15 protein-coding genes are annotated in these 15,095 nt (G+C 66.0%); 7 read left to right on the top strand and 8 right to left on the bottom strand.

Features of this window, described 5'->3' with window-relative positions:
- The first annotated feature begins 27 nt into the window (after positions 1 to 27).
- Both phaC and AC07NC_RS04255 read left to right on the top strand, forming a co-directional pair.
- Entirely contained in the window at positions 28 to 2,100 is a 2,073-nt protein-coding gene (phaC, locus tag AC07NC_RS04260; protein ID WP_494568690.1) for a class I poly(R)-hydroxyalkanoic acid synthase, read from the top strand.
- Positions 2,097 to 2,474: a hypothetical protein gene (locus AC07NC_RS04255; protein WP_035310266.1), complete on the top strand. Its 378-nt coding sequence runs from the start codon at positions 2,097 to 2,099 to the stop codon at positions 2,472 to 2,474. The genes phaC and AC07NC_RS04255 overlap by 4 nt, the downstream gene beginning before the upstream one ends.
- Here the strand turns inward: AC07NC_RS04255 and msrB are convergent.
- The 5 genes from msrB to rplM form a co-directional block, all read right to left on the bottom strand.
- Positions 2,471 to 2,974: a peptide-methionine (R)-S-oxide reductase MsrB gene (gene msrB / locus AC07NC_RS04250; protein WP_494568689.1), complete on the bottom strand. Its 504-nt coding sequence runs from the start codon at positions 2,972 to 2,974 to the stop codon at positions 2,471 to 2,473. The two genes, AC07NC_RS04255 and msrB, sit on opposite strands and share 4 nt — an antisense overlap.
- Before the next feature lie 64 nt (positions 2,975 to 3,038).
- Positions 3,039 to 3,971 carry an N-acetyl-gamma-glutamyl-phosphate reductase gene (gene argC / locus AC07NC_RS04245; protein ID WP_494568688.1) on the bottom strand — a complete coding sequence of 311 codons (933 nt, stop codon included), beginning with the start codon at positions 3,969 to 3,971 and terminating at the stop codon, positions 3,039 to 3,041.
- A 3-nt stretch (positions 3,972 to 3,974) separates the two neighbouring features.
- Positions 3,975 to 4,409: a hypothetical protein gene (locus AC07NC_RS04240; protein WP_494568687.1), complete on the bottom strand. Its 435-nt coding sequence runs from the start codon at positions 4,407 to 4,409 to the stop codon at positions 3,975 to 3,977.
- A 70-nt stretch (positions 4,410 to 4,479) separates the two neighbouring features.
- Positions 4,480 to 4,974: a 30S ribosomal protein S9 gene (rpsI, locus tag AC07NC_RS04235; RefSeq protein WP_008260755.1), complete on the bottom strand. Its 495-nt coding sequence runs from the start codon at positions 4,972 to 4,974 to the stop codon at positions 4,480 to 4,482.
- Between the two features lie 2 nt (positions 4,975 to 4,976).
- On the bottom strand, positions 4,977 to 5,450 hold the full coding sequence (gene rplM / locus AC07NC_RS04230; protein ID WP_183196355.1) for a 50S ribosomal protein L13: 474 nt from the start codon (positions 5,448 to 5,450) through the stop codon (positions 4,977 to 4,979).
- A 264-nt stretch (positions 5,451 to 5,714) separates the two neighbouring features.
- Here rplM and AC07NC_RS04225 point away from each other — a divergent pair, with 264 nt between their 5' ends.
- Positions 5,715 to 7,115, top strand: coding sequence for an alkaline phosphatase PhoX (locus AC07NC_RS04225; RefSeq protein WP_494568686.1), 1,401 nt, complete (start codon positions 5,715 to 5,717; stop codon positions 7,113 to 7,115).
- Here the strand turns inward: AC07NC_RS04225 and AC07NC_RS04220 are convergent.
- A complete protein-coding gene (locus AC07NC_RS04220) occupies positions 7,084 to 8,184 on the bottom strand; it encodes a COX15/CtaA family protein (protein WP_494568685.1) in 1,101 nt (366 codons plus the stop codon). The genes AC07NC_RS04225 and AC07NC_RS04220 overlap by 32 nt on opposite strands.
- A 135-nt stretch (positions 8,185 to 8,319) precedes the next feature.
- Here AC07NC_RS04220 and AC07NC_RS04215 point away from each other — a divergent pair, with 135 nt between their 5' ends.
- The 3 genes from AC07NC_RS04215 (at position 8,320) to AC07NC_RS04205 (ending at position 10,959) form a co-directional block, all read left to right on the top strand.
- Entirely contained in the window at positions 8,320 to 8,571 is a 252-nt protein-coding gene (locus AC07NC_RS04215; protein WP_008260584.1) for a hypothetical protein, read from the top strand.
- A complete protein-coding gene (locus AC07NC_RS04210; protein ID WP_008261676.1) occupies positions 8,571 to 8,765 on the top strand; it encodes a DUF2842 domain-containing protein in 195 nt (64 codons plus the stop codon). Before AC07NC_RS04215 ends, AC07NC_RS04210 begins: the two co-directional genes overlap by 1 nt.
- 148 nt (positions 8,766 to 8,913) lie before the next feature.
- On the top strand, positions 8,914 to 10,959 hold the full coding sequence (locus AC07NC_RS04205; protein WP_494568684.1) for a TonB-dependent receptor: 2,046 nt from the start codon (positions 8,914 to 8,916) through the stop codon (positions 10,957 to 10,959).
- 64 nt (positions 10,960 to 11,023) lie between these two features.
- On the opposite strand, the gene AC07NC_RS04200 is transcribed toward AC07NC_RS04205, so the two are convergent.
- Together AC07NC_RS04200 and AC07NC_RS04195 are read right to left on the bottom strand one after the other, a co-directional pair.
- A complete protein-coding gene (locus tag AC07NC_RS04200) occupies positions 11,024 to 13,012 on the bottom strand; it encodes a phosphocholine-specific phospholipase C (protein WP_494568683.1) in 1,989 nt (662 codons plus the stop codon).
- Between the two features lie 187 nt (positions 13,013 to 13,199).
- Positions 13,200 to 13,805 (bottom strand): helix-turn-helix transcriptional regulator, encoded by a 606-nt coding sequence (locus AC07NC_RS04195; RefSeq protein WP_494568682.1) that lies wholly within the window; start codon positions 13,803 to 13,805, stop codon positions 13,200 to 13,202.
- Positions 13,806 to 14,096: 291 nt separating this feature from the next.
- On the opposite strand from AC07NC_RS04195, the gene AC07NC_RS04190 reads away from it, so the two are divergent.
- Positions 14,097 to 15,089: a helix-turn-helix domain-containing protein gene (locus AC07NC_RS04190; RefSeq protein ID WP_494568681.1), complete on the top strand. Its 993-nt coding sequence runs from the start codon at positions 14,097 to 14,099 to the stop codon at positions 15,087 to 15,089.
- The last annotated feature ends 6 nt before the right edge of the window (positions 15,090 to 15,095 follow it).

Genomic DNA, 15,095 nt, shown 5'->3' with positions numbered 1-15,095 from the left:
CCGAACCCAGGAAGGCGAAGGAAATTCATGGCCCAAGCTCCGAAGAACAAGACCCCGACGTCCCAGCCCGCTCCAAAGGGCGACGCCCGGAAGGCCAAGCCCGGCGCGTCCAAGTCAGCGGAGTCCAAGTCGGCGGCGTCCAAACCCGCAGCGGCCAAGACGCCCGGGCCCATGGCGCTTGACGACGCCCCGGTCGCCAAGACGCCGCGCAAGCCCGGTCGCCCGACCTCGGCCAAGCCCCGCCCGCCCCGCGCCAAGACTCCGGCGCCTGATCCCAGGATCGACTGGTCGGACGCCGCTCCTTCCGCCGAGACGCCTGCTGAACCCGCCCCCGGCGCCGACCAGGCCCAACTGCTCGAAACCCTGTCGATGAACCTGGCCAAGGCGGCCATGATGGCCCAGAGCGCGCTCGCCGAGGCCGCCCTGTTCCAGGCCGACCGCCCCGCCGCCCTGTCGCCCGACCCGTTCCATGTCGCCCCCGCCATGACCTCGGTCATGAGCAGCCTGGCCTCCCGTCCCGAAAAACTCTTCCAGGCCCAGGCCGACCTGTTCAGCCGCTATATGGATCTGTGGACCGGCACGGCGCGTCAGGCGGCCGGCGAGCCGATGCCGCCCGCCCCCGCCGACAAGCGGTTCAAGGATCCCGCCTGGTCGGACAATCCGATGTTCGACATGATGCGCCGCTCCTATCTGCTGACCTCGGACTGGATGAACGGCCTGATCGCGGGGGTCGAGGACGTCGATCCGGCGGTCAAGCAGCGCGCCCAGTTCTTCACCCGCCTGCTGACCGACGCCTTCTCGCCGTCCAACTTCCTGGCCTCCAACCCGGTGGCCCTGAAGGCCCTGGCCGAGACCAGCGGCGAATCCCTGGTGAAGGGGATGCAGAATTTCGCCGCCGATCTGGAACGCGGCGGCGGTTCGCTGCGCATCAGCCAGGCCGATGACGGCAAGTTCGTCGTCGGCGAGAACGTCGCCACCGCGCCGGGCCAGGTGGTGTGGCGCGACGACCTGTTCGAACTGATCCAGTACGATGCGGCGACCGAGACCCAGCATCAGATCCCCCTGCTGATCTTCCCGCCCTGGATCAACAAATTCTATATTCTCGACCTCCAGCCGACCAATTCGATGATCCGCTGGCTGTCGGCCCAGGGCTTCACCGTCTTCGTCTGTTCCTGGGTCAATCCGGGCCTCGACAAGGCGGGCCTCGGCTTCGACGACTATCTCGAAAAAGGCGTCTATCGCGCCATCGACAAGACGCTGGAGCAGACCGGCGCAGACCGGCTGAACGCGGTCGGCTATTGCATCGGCGGCACCCTGCTGGGCGCAGCCCTGGCCCATATGGCGGCGAAGGGCGACACGCGCGTCGCCGCCACCACCTTCTTCGCCGCCCAGCACGACTTCGCCGAGGCCGGCGATCTGCTGCTGTTCACCGACGAACACTGGATCGCCGAGATCGAACGCCAGATGGACGCCGCCGGCGGGGTCCTGCCCGGCGCCGCCATGGCCGACACCTTCAACGCCCTGCGCTCCAACGACCTGATCTGGTCCTTCTTCATCAGCAACTATCTGCTGGGCAAGGATCCGCCGGCCTTCGACCTGCTGTTCTGGAACGCCGACCAGACCCGGATGCCCAAGACCCTGCACCTGGCCTATCTGCGCCAGATGTACGGCGCCAACGCCCTGGCGCGCGGCGTGTTCGAGATCGGCGGCCTGACGGCGGACCTGTCGAAGGTCGCCATCCCCCTGTATTTCCAGGCCAGCCGCGAGGATCACATCGCCCCGATGAACTCGGTCTATCGCTCGGCCCGTCTGTTCGGCAGCCCGGACGTGACCTTCACCCTGGCCGGGTCCGGCCATATCGCCGGGGTGATCAACGCCCCGGCGGCGCGGAAATACCAGCACTGGACCAACCCCGCCCTGCCCGGGACCCTGGCCGAGTGGCAGGCCGGGGCCGTCGAACATCCGGGCAGCTGGTGGGACCACTGGGCCGGCTGGCTGCATGATCGTTCGGGCGCCAGGATTCCGGCGCGCGACCCTGCTAAGGGTCCGCTCCCGCCCCTGGCGCCGGCGCCGGGTCTGTATGTGAAAGTGAAGTCTTGAACCGTATCGAACCCAATATCCTGCTGGCCGTCAGCACGGGCGTCGCCCTGATCCTGCTGATCATGACGGCGGCCACCTTCGGCGAGCCGGGCAATACGGCGAAATATGTGATCAGCGCCGTCGTCTGTTCGGTCCTGTTCGTCGCCCTGAACGGCTGGATGGCCCGCCGGATGAACCGCCCGACGCCGCAGCCGGTCATCCGTGCGGCCTCGCCCGGAACCGCCGCCTGGGCCGGCCTGTTTCCCGCGCTGGTCATCGCCGCCGCCGTCGCCCCGGTCTTCCTGCCGGGCCACGACTACGGCCTGCTGATCATCATTGCGGCGGTCTGGTTCGGGGTGACGGTCGATTCGGCTGTACGCGCCAATCGGGGCTAGGCGGCCACGAACTTCAGCGCCACGCCGTTGTTGCAATAGCGCAGGCCCGTGGGGCGCGGCCCGTCGTTGAACACATGCCCCTGATGCCCCAGGCAGCGGGCGCAGTGGTATTCGGTGCGGGGAATGCCGATGGCCAGGTCGCGCTTGCGGCCGATGTTGGCGGCGATGACCTGATAGAAGCTGGGCCAGCCGGTGTGGGAGTCAAACTTCCAGTTCGAGCGGAACAGCGCCAGGTCGCAGCCCTTGCAGACGAAGGTCCCGCGCCGATGTTCGTCGTTCAGCGGGCTGGTGTAGGGGCGTTCGGTGTCCTCGTGACGCATCACGCGCCAGGCCGCGTCGCCGAGCCGCCGTCGCCAGTCGGCGTCCGACACGCGACGATAGGGCGAGGCGGCGTAGGCCCCCTGCCCCGCCTGGGACGGTTCGGGCGAACAGGCGGCCAGGGCCAGCGCGCCGGCGCCTGCCAGAAGGCCGCGTCGATGGAGGATCGGGGACTGGGTCATGCCACCCAGTACGACGGGGCGAGGGGAAAGGTTTCTCGCCTCGTTTCTTCTCCCGATCAGGGCTTCAGATCAGACCGGTCGCCTCATCCAGGCCCAGCATGATGTTCAGGTTCTGGACCGCCGCGCCCGAGGCCCCCTTGCCCAGGTTGTCCAGCAGAGCGACCAGACGCACCTGCTCGCCGGATCGGTCGCCGAACACGTGCAGACGCAGGCGGTTGGTGCCGTTCAGCCCCTCGGGCTCCAGACCCGTCATGGCCTCGGTCTCGTCCAGATCGGCCACCTCGACGAAATACTGGCCGTCATAGGCCTCGACCAGGGCCCCATGAATCCGCTCGACCGACGGGGTTTCCGGCAGGGCGGCCAGGTGCAGCGGAACCTCGACCAGCATGCCCTGGCGGTAATTCCCCACTGCGGGGGCGAACAGCACCTCGCGGCTCAACCCCGTGTGTTTCGTCATCTCCGGCACATGCTTGTGCTTCAGCGACAGACCATAGGCGCGATAGGCGGTTGCAGCGCCTTCCGCTTCGAATTCGGCGATCATGGCCTTGCCGCCGCCGGAATAGCCCGAGACCGCATTGACCGTGACCGGATGGCCGGCCGGAACCAGGCCCGCCTTCACCAGCGGCCGCATCAGGCCGATGAAGCCGGTCGGATAGCAGCCGGGGTTGGACACGAATCGCGACCGGGCGATCAAGGCGCGCTGGCCTGCGTCCATCTCGGGGAAGCCATAGGCCCAGCCCGGCGCGACCCGATAGGCGGTCGAGGCGTCGATCACCTTGACCGACGGGTTCTCCACCATGGCCACCGCCTCGCGCGCCGCATCATCGGGCAGGCACAGGATCACCGCATCGGCGCTGTTCAGAGCCTCGCGCCGCGCCTCGACGTCACGCCGACGGTCGCCCAGCAGGATCAGCTCCAGATCCGAGCGCGCCTCCAGCCGCTCGCGGATTTCGAGGCCCGTAGTGCCGGCTTCGCCGTCGATGAAAATTGCAGCCATCAGCTAGTACCGCTCATGCATCAAAGAACCCAAAGCCCTGTTGAGATTTCGCACGCCGAACGTCAATTCGAGATGGTTTGCCAACCTTTTTGCCTTTGGGCCTATGGGTGCTCGTATAGGCTTTTGAATGCTGACATTGGCGTCACTCTGATCAGCAGTGAATTGCATCAGCATCCCACTGTAGAGCCCGGCAGAATCTATAGAGAGGGTCAGTGGTCCGAGAAAACTGATGATAGAAAAAGAAAAATCTGGAAGATCTGGATACACATAGGCGATCTGATCATGCCCCACAAAGTGGTCCATCTCTGGATTGTCATTGCGGATCAGTTCCGCTGCTTCGGCCAGCGTCAACTTAAGATAGCGGTCCCGGTCACGAGTGGCCCGCGCATAAAGACGCTCAGCAAGCGCCGGCGTTTTGGTGTCTAGGAAACCAAACATCGCCCCTCCTAAGAAAAAGGGCGCTCCGGGTCTCCCCGAAGCGCCCCAAATCCAAACCGCGTGAACGCGATCAGCGCTTCGAGAACTGGAACGAACGGCGAGCCTTGGCGCGGCCGTACTTCTTGCGCTCGACGACGCGGCTGTCGCGGGTCAGGAAGCCGTGCGGCTTCAGAACCTTGCGCAGTTCCGGTTCGAAATGCGTCAGGGCGTGCGACAGGCCGTGGCGGATGGCGCCGGCCTGGCCGGACAGGCCCGAACCTTCGACGGTGCAGACCACGTCATATTGCGTGGCGCGGTCCGAGACGGTCAGCGGCTGGGCGATCATCATGCGCAGCACGGGACGAGCGAAATACTGCTCCTGGTCCTTGCCGTTGATGGTGATCTTGCCGGTGCCGGGCTTCACCCAGACGCGGGCGATGGCGTTCTTGCGCTTGCCGGTCGAATAGGCGCGGCCCTGGGCGTCCAGCTTCTGGACATAGACGGGGGCGTCGTTCTCGACCGAAGAGCTCAGGCCCTTCAGGGCGTCGAAACCGGTGGCGGCTTCGGTGTTGGTCACGTCGGTCATGCTCAGACGCTCCGGGTGTTCTTGGGCGACGCCGACTTGAAGTCGATCGTTTCCGGTTGCTGGGCTTCATGTTCGTGCGCGCCGCCGGCGAACAGGCGCAGGTGCGTCATCTGCTTGCGGGCCAGCGGGCTTTCCTTCGGCAGCATGCGCTCGACGGCCTTCTCGAGCACGCGCTCGGGGAAGCGACCGCCCAGAACCTTCTCAGGGGTCGTCGACTTGACGCCGCCCGGGTGGCCGGTGTGGCGATAATAGACCTTGTCGGTCGACTTCTTGCCGGTGAACACCACCTTGTCGACGTTGGTGACGACGACATAGTCGCCGCAGTCAACGTGCGGGGTGTAGTCGCCGCGGTGCTTGCCGCGCAGACGGTTGGCGATGAAGGTCGCGAGACGGCCCACCACGACGCCTTCGGCGTCGATGTGGATCCATTTCTTCTCGACCTCGGCCGGCTTCAACGAAGCCGTGGTGCTCTTCAGCATTGAGGGGGTTCCTGGAGACGAAAATCGGGTCCGGCCCCCGAAGGAACCGAATGAAGGCGCGCTGATACAGGAGACGATAAGCCGCGTCAACGCGCCTTAAAGCCGAACAGTAGAGGTAACATATTGTTTAAATAAGATATTTCATATGCGGTATTAAAATACCCGTCAAATTGACCAGCCCGTCGTTACAAATTAACGGCGTTCGTCATCAAACCATAGCCATTCGGAGTCATCGGGGACCAAATCCTTCGGAGCTCTCCCATGATCCTTCACCGCCGCGGCCTCATAGCCTCCAGCGCCGCCCTCGCCTTTTCCGGCCTGGCTCAGAGCGTCAAAGCCGCCGAGGAGGAGACCTACCTCAACGAGGTCATCGGCTACGGCCCTCTCAAGCGTGATCCCAACGGCGTGCTGGACCTGCCGGAAGGCTTTTCCTACCGCATTGTCTCTCAAGGCGGAGAGACCATGGCCGACGGCCTTCTGGTGCCGGGACAGTTCGACGGCATGGGGTGTTTCGCCCTGGACGACACCCGCGTCGCCCTGGTCCGCAATCACGAACTGAAGGGTTCATCGGCCAGCCACCGCAACTGGGGGCCGGGCGGCTATAATCAGGAACGGATCGGCCGGCTGGACGTCAGCCGCGCCTATGACACCTACAAGGACGGGCGCCCCCTGCCCGGCGGCACGACCACAGTCATCTATGACCTGTCGACCGGCCGCACCGAACGTCAACACCTCAGCCTGGCGGGCACCAGCACCAACTGCTGCGGCGGTCAGACGCCCTGGGGGTCATGGCTCAGTTGCGAGGAGACGAGCGAGCTTCCGACCGACTCGGACGTGACCAAGGATCATGGCTATGTCTTCGAGGTGCCGGCTCGCGCCGAGGGTCTCGTCGATCCGGTCCCGCTGAAGGCCATGGGGCGGTTCGAGCACGAGGCCGTCTGCGTCGATCCCCGGACCGGGATCCTCTATCTGACCGAGGATCAAGGCGACGGTCTCTTCTATCGCTTCATTCCCAACACACCCGGCGAACTGGCCAGGGGCGGCCGACTGCAGGCCATGGTCCTGCGCGGCCACCGGGGCGCCGACACCTCGAACCACGCCGATCGCATCTGGTCTATCGGAGACTGGCGCGAAGTGGACTGGATCGACATGGAGGAGGTCGAAAGCCCCAAGGGCGACCTGCGTCGACGCGGTCATGCTCAAGGCGCCGCCCTGGTGGCCCGCGCCGAGGGCATCTGGTGGGGCGACGGCGAGCTGTATCTGACCGCCACCTCGGGCGGACCGATCCAGCGCGGTCAAATCCTGCGCTATGTCCCCTCGCCCGAAGAAGGTCGTTCCGGCGAGACGCGTCATCCCGGCCGTGTGCAGTTGTTCGTTGAAAGCACCGATGTGAAGACCCTGAACATGGGCGACAACATCACCATCGCGCCTTGGGGCCATCTGATCGTCTGCGAAGACAACTATTCGACCGAAGTCCGCAACCACCTGAAGGGCGTCACGCCCGAGGGCAAGCTCTACACCCTGGGGCGCAACGTGTTTCAGGGCAATTCCGAGTTCGCGGGCGCGGTGTTCGCCCCCGACGGCCGGACCCTGTTCGTCAACATCCAGTACCCGGGTCTCACCGTGGCCATCACCGGCCCATGGTCCTCGGTCCGGACATGAAGATCCGGGGCTGAGCCCGCAGCACCAGCCAAAGGTTCGCCGTCGCCACAGCCAGGACGACGGCGGCCCCGGCCTGGTGCAGCACGCCCAGCCATACCGGCACGGCGTGCATCAGGGTGACGATCCCCAGCACGGCCTGGAACCAGACCACGGCGGCCAGGACAAAGGCCGCCAGCCCCATTCCCTCGGCCACGCGCCAGCGCCAGGCCTGGAAGGCGTAGATGCTGACGGCGATCAACAGGCCATAGGCCACAAGCCGGTGATTGAACTGGATCAGGGCCTTGTCATGCAGGAAGGCCCCGGCGCCCAGGCTCCAGTCGGCCGGCGGCAGGATCGCCCCGTCCATCAGCGGCCAGTCGGTATAGACCAGTCCCGCGTGACCGCCCGCAACCAGGGCGCCCAGCAGACACTGGACGAAGACCACGCCCAGCAGAATCCCGGCCCCGCGCGCCCATCCGCCCGGCGCACGCCCGTGATCCTCGCCGTTCCAGGCCTCAAGCCCGGTCCAGATCAGGGCGGCGAACAGGATGAAGGCCAAGCCCAGGTGGGTCGCCAGCCGTTCGGGCGCGACACTGACCCGTTCCGACAGGCCGCTGGACACCATCCACCACCCGATCAGACCCTGAAGCCCGCCCAGGGCCAGCAGCAACACGCAGCGCCAGATCAGCCGGTCGGGCATGGCCCATTGCCGCAGGACCGAACGCTGCGGCGACATCCTGCACGCCAGGAAGAAGACCAGCGGCAGGGCGAACACCAAGCCGACCACACGCCCGATCAGGCGGTGCAGCCATTCCCACCAGAAAATGCCCTGGAATTCGCCCAGGCTCATGCCGGCGTTGATCTGGGCGTACTGGGGAATCTGTTTGTACTTGTCGAAGGCCTCGGCCCACTGGGCGTCGTTCAGCGGCGGAACCGCGCCCATGATGGGCTGCCATTCCGTGATCGACAGACCCGATCCGGTCAGGCGGGTGATGCCGCCGACCACCACCATCAGGAAGACGACGGCCGCCGTGGCGAACAGCCACACGGCGACGGCGCGATTGCGATCTGGATTTCCGAAACGGTTCATTCGACGCCCGACACTGACCCGGATATGGTGTCGCGCTCGACCGTGACCAAATCGCGACCGTGGCGGTATGCCCGCCCGACGCGACAAGATCGAGTCGGATTGAGTTAACGGCGCTGACGCCGCAGGAGATCAGGGTTGGAATACGCCGACATCGTCGCCGCCGTTCTGGGCGGACTTCTGCTGGCCTGGATCGCCGATCTGCTCACCGGCCGCCGTGGCTTTGGCGGAACCAGCCTGGTGTCCGGCGTGGGCCTGGCCTGCGGCTGGTTCCTGGCGGTGCGGGTTTTCGCCGTCAGCACCATGGACAGCTGGGCCTGGGTGCCCTGGGCCCTGATCGGCTCCGGCGTCTGCCTGGTCGCCTTCTTCCTGTTCCGGAACAAGCGCTGATGCCGCCCCGTGCGCGCCGATTCGTCGCGGCGGTCGGCGTGCTGGTTTTTTTGATCTTCTGGGTCTGGGGCCTGATCGCCCTGCGCGGGCTCCTGCCGGCCTCCCCCTGGATCGACTTCCTGTTCTTCGGCGTCGGCGGCACAGCCTGGGGCCTGCCGCTCATTCCCCTGTTGAAGTGGGCCGAGCGGGGCTGACCCTTCATGGGACCTGACCGTTCCAAGTCACCGATCACAGTCTCCCATCCGCCACAGGCGTTGAGGATGAAACGCGCGGGGCTGCGACAGTCTTGACCAAGTGTGATGTTATCTCATAACTACATCACCCTCCGGTGAAAGATTTCTCATGCGTCTGACTTCCTCCTCCCGCTCCTTGCTGCTTGGAGCCGCCGCCTCCGCCTTGCTCGCGGGCGCCGCTTCGGCCCAGACCGCCACGACCCAGACCGCCCCCAAGCCCGTCGATCTTGACGACATCATCGTCACCGGCGCGCCCTATGGCATAAGCCAGCGCGCCACGACGATCGCCACAGACGTGATCGACGCCCAGACCCTGGCCACCGCGCCGGCCGTGTCTCTGGGCGATCTGGTCAGCACTCGCCCCGGCATCCGTTCGACCGACTTCGCCCCCGGCGCGAGCCGCCCGGTCATTCGCGGTCTCTCCGGCCCCCGCGTGCAGGTGTTGACCAACGGCATCGGCTTGATCGACGCCAGTTCAGTCTCGCCCGACCACGCCGTGGCCACAGACCCGGCCGAGGCCAGCCGCATCGAAATCATCCGCGGACCGGCGACGCTGGTTTATGGCGGATCGGCCATCGGCGGCGTGGTCAATGTCATCGACGAACGCATCCCGACTGCAATTCCCGAGGGCGGTATCTCGGGCGTCGTCTCCACCCAGGCGTCCAGCGTCGACGACGGCCGCAGCGCGTTCGGCCGCGTCACCCTCGGCAGCGGCAATTTCGCCTTCAACATCGATGGCGTGAAGCGCAAGTCGGACGATTACGACATTCCCGCCCCGGCCCTGTCCGCCCGCAAGGCCGCCGCCGACGGCGTGGATCGGGGCGAAGGCGGATCGCAGCCCAACAGCTATTCGGATCTGGAGGCCTGGGGCGTCGGCGGTTCCTATATCGGCGACAAGGGATTCCTGGGCGCCTCCTACAAGAATACCGACAGTGAATACGGCACGGTCGCCGAGGAGACCGTCTTCATCAAGCTGAACCAGGAACGCTATGATGTTCGGGGCGAATATCGCTTCGACGACGGCCCCTTCTCGGCCTTGCGCGGATCCTACGGCCACGCTGAGTACACCCACACCGAGTTTGAGGATGTCGGCCAGCCCGGCACCGTCTTCAACTCAGACGGCTGGGAAGGCCGCGCCGATCTGGTGCAACGCAAGCGCGGCGATTGGAACGGCGCGGTCGGGGTGCAATCCCTTTCGCGCAACTTCAAGGCCATCGGCGAGGAAGCCTTCGTTCCGACGACCGACATCGACGAACTGGGCGTCTACACGGTCCAGCGTCTGGACCGCCAGGGTTACGGCTTCGAGGGCGGCCTGCGTTATGATCGTCGCGAACTGAGCGCCACGCCGATCGGCGAAGACCGCCAGGTGGATCGCACGTTCGACAACTGGTCGGCCTCGGCCGCCGCCTTCCTGCGGCCCGCGCCCGGCCTGTTCCTGGGCCTGAGCCTGGCGCACAACGAACGCGCGCCCAGCGAGGTGGAGCTTTTCGCCGACGGGGTGCACATCGCCACCGCCGCCTACGAGACCGGCGACGTCAATCTGAACAGCGAAAAGGTCAATACGCTCGAAGCCACCGCGCACTATGATCTCGGCCGGTTCACAGGCGACCTGCACGTCTACCATTCCTGGTACGACGGCTTCATCGACGAGCGGGCCACGGGCGAAACCTTCCTGTTCGAGGAAGAGAACGAGGAATTCCCAGTCTATCAATTCGTCCAGACCGACGCCCGCTTCTATGGTTTCGAAGCCGAAGGCTCCTACACGGCCTGGCAGAACGGCGACCGCAAACTGTCGCTGGAAGCCGCCGCCGACTTTGTCCACGCCCAGACGGACCTGGGTCCGGCAGCGCGTATTCCGCCCTATTCCCTGACCGGCCGCCTCGCCTGGACCTCCACCCCGTTCGACGCCAGCGTCGAGGTGCGCCATGTCGGGGAACAGGACCGGGTCGCGAACGAATATGAACTGCCGACCGACGACTACACCCTGCTGAACCTGGCCGCCGCCTGGCGTCCGCTGACGGATCGAAACGTCACCGTCTTCGCCGAGGCGCGCAACCTGACCGACGAGGAAGCCCGCGAGCACGTGTCCTTCCTCAAGGACATCGCGCCTCTACCGGGTCGCAACCTGCGGGTCGGCGTCGCCTACCGCTTCTGATCCGGGCGGAAGCCATGTGGGGGCGGCGTCGCATCAGCGCGCCGCCCCTTTTCTTTTGTATTGATCACCCGCGCCCGGCGAACTCGCTTCGCCAACCCGCAGCTTCGACCGCGATATCATAGCGATGGTTGACGTCGTCCCAGGCGAGATCCATCCGATGTTCGCCGTCGACGGCGAGGGATCGAACGCCTGCGCCGGCCGTCACCTCCGCCGCGCCCCTGCCTGTCAGGACCAGAACGGGCGCCGCGCCGCGCCAGTCCAGGCGCGCGGACACGACTTCGTCCCCCGCGCCGACGAACCGTCGGTGGAAGCCGTCCGGCCCCATGACCTGCAGATCGACGCCGCCGGCCGTGCTCCAGTCGTCCTGAAGCCGTTGGCCGCCTTCGACCGTATAGCGGCGCGGCCCAGCCTCCAGGTTCATCCGGTCATAGACATGAAAGACCGCTGTGCGGTTGCCCGTGTTGACGAAGCTCAACCGCACCCGGTCGCCCGCCGTCTCGCGCTCGCATTCCAGGGCGTAGACGCTGGGACAGGCCGGGCGGAAGCCGGCGACCTGGTGCGGGCGCGTCGGTTCGGCGGGGGTCGGCGGGGTGGTGCGGCCGTCCAGGGCGGCGGCGCGCGTGGCGTCCGCCTGGGTCGCCGGCAGAGGCACGGGCCGGGCGTCCACGCCGGAGAAGTCGAGGCAGGACGTCAGGTCGCCGCACACTGCGCGCCGCCAGGGCGAGATATTGGGCTCCATGACCCCGAAACGGGCCTCCAGGAACCGGATCACCGAGGTGTGGTCGAACACCTCGGAATTGACCCGACCGCCCCGGCTCCAGGGCGACAGCACATACATGGGCACCCGCGGCCCCAGACCGTAGGGACGGCCGCGGTATTCCGGCAGGTCCAGACGCGCGTCGGCGGGGCTGGGCTGAAGGTGATATTCGCCCGCCAGATCGACGGTCGAGCCGCCCTTCAGTCCGCCCGCCGCATCGCGCGACGGCGGCGCGGGCGGCGGCACATGGTCGAAGAAGCCGTCGTTCTCGTCGAAATTGACCAGCAGGACCGTGCGCGCCCAGACCGCGGGGTCGGCGGTCAGGGCGTCGATCACCTGGGCCGTATAGTCGGCGCCCTGGGCCGGGCTGGACGGGCCGGGGTGTTCCGAGCCACTGGCGGTGGCGATGACATAGGACACCTGCGGCAGACGTCCGGCCAGGACATCGGCCTTCAGCCCGTCCAGCGCCCGCGTGGTCAGGCCGCGCTCGACCAGGGCCGGGTCGGACCCCGGCGCCCCGGCCACCGCCTTCTGGAAGGCTTCGAACCCGACCAGGGGGTTGTCGGTAAAGTTGTCGGCCATGTCCTGATAGACGCGCCAGTCGATCCCCGCCGCCTGCAGCCGCTCGACATAGGTGGTCCAGCGATAGGGCTCCATGGCCTCGCCCTCGCCCGGCAGGGTGTCGTGCGAATTGCCGATACAGGGACCGCCGCGCTCGCCCGACCCATCGTTACAACCCGACCACAGCATGACCCGGTTCGGATTGGTGCCGGTCTGAAGCGAACAGAAATAGGCGTCGCACAGGGTGAAGGCGTCGGCCATGGCGTACTGGAACGGAATGTCGGCGCGCTCATAATAGCCCATCGAATGGGCGTGCTTGGCCTCGGGCCAGCGGCCCATCCGCCCGTCGTCCCAGGCCGCCTGGGCGTCGGGCCAACTGTGCGGCGTGCCCTCGACCCGCATATGGGCGAAGGTCTGACGCGTGTTCAACGGGAAGGGCGCCAGCCAGGCCGGCCCCTCGCCGCCGCCGTCATGTTGAAGCAGCACGTCGCGCGCGCGGCCGTCGACGCCGGGCGCGGGGGCCGGATGAGGATCGGAGAAGCCCCGCACACCGTTCATCGTGCCGAAATAATGATCGAAGGAGCGGTTCTCCTGCATCAGGATGACCACATGGTCGACGTCCTGGATCGTACCCGTCCGCACCTTCGGCGCGATGCTCAGGGCCCGCGCCAGCGAGGGAAAGGCGGCGGCGGCGGTCAGGCCGGCCAACAGGCCGCGGCGGTCGATCTTGGGCATGGGTGATCCCCGTTTAACTTGGAACGGTCGAACCCGCCGGCTTGAAATAGGTGCGGTTCAGGCGAGCGTGAAGACGACAGCGCCGTCATCAGCGCTGCTTCCGCCGGGCTTAGAACTCGACTGTGACAATCAACACCACGCGCCGGCTCAAGAGGATGCGCCCTTCAGCTCCAAGGCGGCGCGACGATCAACCCTTAAGCCGGTAGGGCGCGACGGCGGCGAACAGTTGCTCGCGATTGCTCACTCCGATCTTCAGATAGGAACGCCGGACGTGCGTCCGTGCGGTCTCGACGCTGATGCCGAGATCTTCGGACAGGGTCTTGATATTGGCGCCGCCGACCAGAAGCTTGATCAGACGATCCTCCGACGGCGTCAGGCCGAAGATCACGCCCATGTTCGCCCACAGGCCTTGATCCTCGTCCTGGGCGATCGGGAAAAGCTGAACGGCGATCACATCGGTCTCGTCGACCCTTTCCACGCGCATGAGAAGCGGCCTGTGGTGATCGCCGACCATGTGGATCTCGGGGGCTCCGTCGAGACTGTAGACGAACCGGCGAAACTGTTCCGCCGCCGCCTTGCCCCGGACGACCAGTTTGCCGCCGCTGAGCGCGAGTTCATCAGACGCATCGACGAGGCGGATGGCTGCGGCGTTCGCATCCAGCACCTCCTGGGTCTGTGCGGAAAGGAAAAGGCAGGCGATGGCGTGGTTGGCGAACCAACGGGACAGGTGAAGAGAGGGAGCCTCATCCTCCCGTCCCGTTGCGCCTGCCAGCGCAACGAGCCGAGAAGTCATCGGGAGCGACATGGTTTACCAGGGATTAATAGTCTGGCTTGGCTATAAGTACGCCCCATCCCCAAGTGTGGGTATTGCGCCCTTGATCTCACGATTGAGACTGGAGGATCGGATTCGCTTCGTCTGCTGAGGATGGCGCCAATCCTGCATCACCATCTCGCCGAGATCAGGATAGTCAGTGCCGCGTACCAAACAGGGATTCATTTCCCCGCTTTTCATCTTGCCCGTTGGGCTCACAGTATCGCTCTCGACAGACCGCACGCGGAGCCCCCGACGGGCCAACGCCGGATCATGATCGAAAGCTTCAGCTTTTCGACGCAAGGCCTGACGCCGCCCGAAGCCGCCGAAACCTATCGCAACCTCTATGACGGCGGCGCGGATGTGGTCTCAAGCGGACAGGCCGTGTCTGCTGAGGTCACGGCTCATCGCCTGGATCGTCTCATCCTGTTTGATCGCCGGCTGACGGGCGTCGGGCACGCCCGTCCGGCGCAGCGCGTCGGTCTCAACGGCTTTTCCCATTTCGTCGTTCATCTGGTGGTCGAGGGCGTTCTCGTCGGCAGCGAGGTCAGCGGTTTCGAACAGGCCCGCCCGGGCGACCTGGTGCTTCAGGATCTTCGCCGACAGACCCGAACCACGATCCCGGATGGACGTCTCATCACGGTCAGCGTGGCCCGTGATCTGATCGAGGCTGCGGCCGGCGCCGCCAACGGCCTGCATGGCCGGGTCCTGGACCCCGATCAAGCCGGTCTGCTGGGGGACTATCTTCTTTCCTTGTGTCGCCGGGCCGGTGCGCTCGAGCATGATGCGCTTCCGACGGTGTCGCGGACCTTTGTGGATCTGCTGGGGCTCGCCATCGGCCCGACAGGCGGCGGCGCCACGGCTTCGAAACGGCGGATGGAATTTGATCGCCGCGAGGCCATCCAGAGGATCATCGAACAAGGTCTCGGCGATCCCGGGCTCAATGCCGGCGTCATCGCCAGGGAGACCGGCGTTTCCAGGGCCACGCTATACCGGCTGCTCGCGCCCCACGGCGGCGTCGACAGTTTCATTCAAAGCCGGCGGCTGGCGGCGGTTCGCACCACGCTGGATCGCTCGGACGACACCACGCCGCTCGCCGAACTGGCGATCCGATACGCCTTCCGCAACGAAGCGGACATGCGCAGCCGTTTCCGCGCCCGCTTCGGCCTATCCCCCGCCGCCTACCGCCAGATGGTCGATGACCCGACACGTCGCCTGGAGACGATCAAACGGCGCTGGGCGTCCTGGATGGTCGAGGTAAGGTAAACAGGC

The organism is Brevundimonas sp. GW821-FHT10A07, from assembly GCF_059415785.1.
This window is presented reverse-complemented; position numbering and strand designations above follow the sequence as displayed.

Excerpts from the sequence above, each read along its gene's own strand:
- AC07NC_RS04240 (WP_494568687.1), bottom strand. The coding sequence starts at position 4,409 with ATGTTTGGTTTCCTAGACACCAAAACGCCGGCGCTTGCTGAGCGTCTT.
- msrB (WP_494568689.1), bottom strand. The coding sequence starts at position 2,974 with ATGACCCAGTCCCCGATCCTCCATCGACGCGGCCTTCTGGCAGGCGCC.
- argC (WP_494568688.1), bottom strand. The coding sequence starts at position 3,971 with ATGGCTGCAATTTTCATCGACGGCGAAGCCGGCACTACGGGCCTCGAA.
- AC07NC_RS04195 (WP_494568682.1), bottom strand. The coding sequence starts at position 13,805 with ATGACTTCTCGGCTCGTTGCGCTGGCAGGCGCAACGGGACGGGAGGAT.
- phaC (WP_494568690.1), top strand. The coding sequence starts at position 28 with ATGGCCCAAGCTCCGAAGAACAAGACCCCGACGTCCCAGCCCGCTCCA.
- rpsI (WP_008260755.1), bottom strand. The coding sequence starts at position 4,974 with ATGACCGACGTGACCAACACCGAAGCCGCCACCGGTTTCGACGCCCTG.
- AC07NC_RS04225 (WP_494568686.1), top strand. The coding sequence starts at position 5,715 with ATGATCCTTCACCGCCGCGGCCTCATAGCCTCCAGCGCCGCCCTCGCC.
- AC07NC_RS04220 (WP_494568685.1), bottom strand. The coding sequence starts at position 8,184 with ATGAACCGTTTCGGAAATCCAGATCGCAATCGCGCCGTCGCCGTGTGG.
- AC07NC_RS04210 (WP_008261676.1), top strand. The coding sequence starts at position 8,571 with ATGCCGCCCCGTGCGCGCCGATTCGTCGCGGCGGTCGGCGTGCTGGTT.
- AC07NC_RS04190 (WP_494568681.1), top strand. The coding sequence starts at position 14,097 with ATGATCGAAAGCTTCAGCTTTTCGACGCAAGGCCTGACGCCGCCCGAA.
- AC07NC_RS04205 (WP_494568684.1), top strand. The coding sequence starts at position 8,914 with ATGCGTCTGACTTCCTCCTCCCGCTCCTTGCTGCTTGGAGCCGCCGCC.
- AC07NC_RS04200 (WP_494568683.1), bottom strand. The coding sequence starts at position 13,012 with ATGCCCAAGATCGACCGCCGCGGCCTGTTGGCCGGCCTGACCGCCGCC.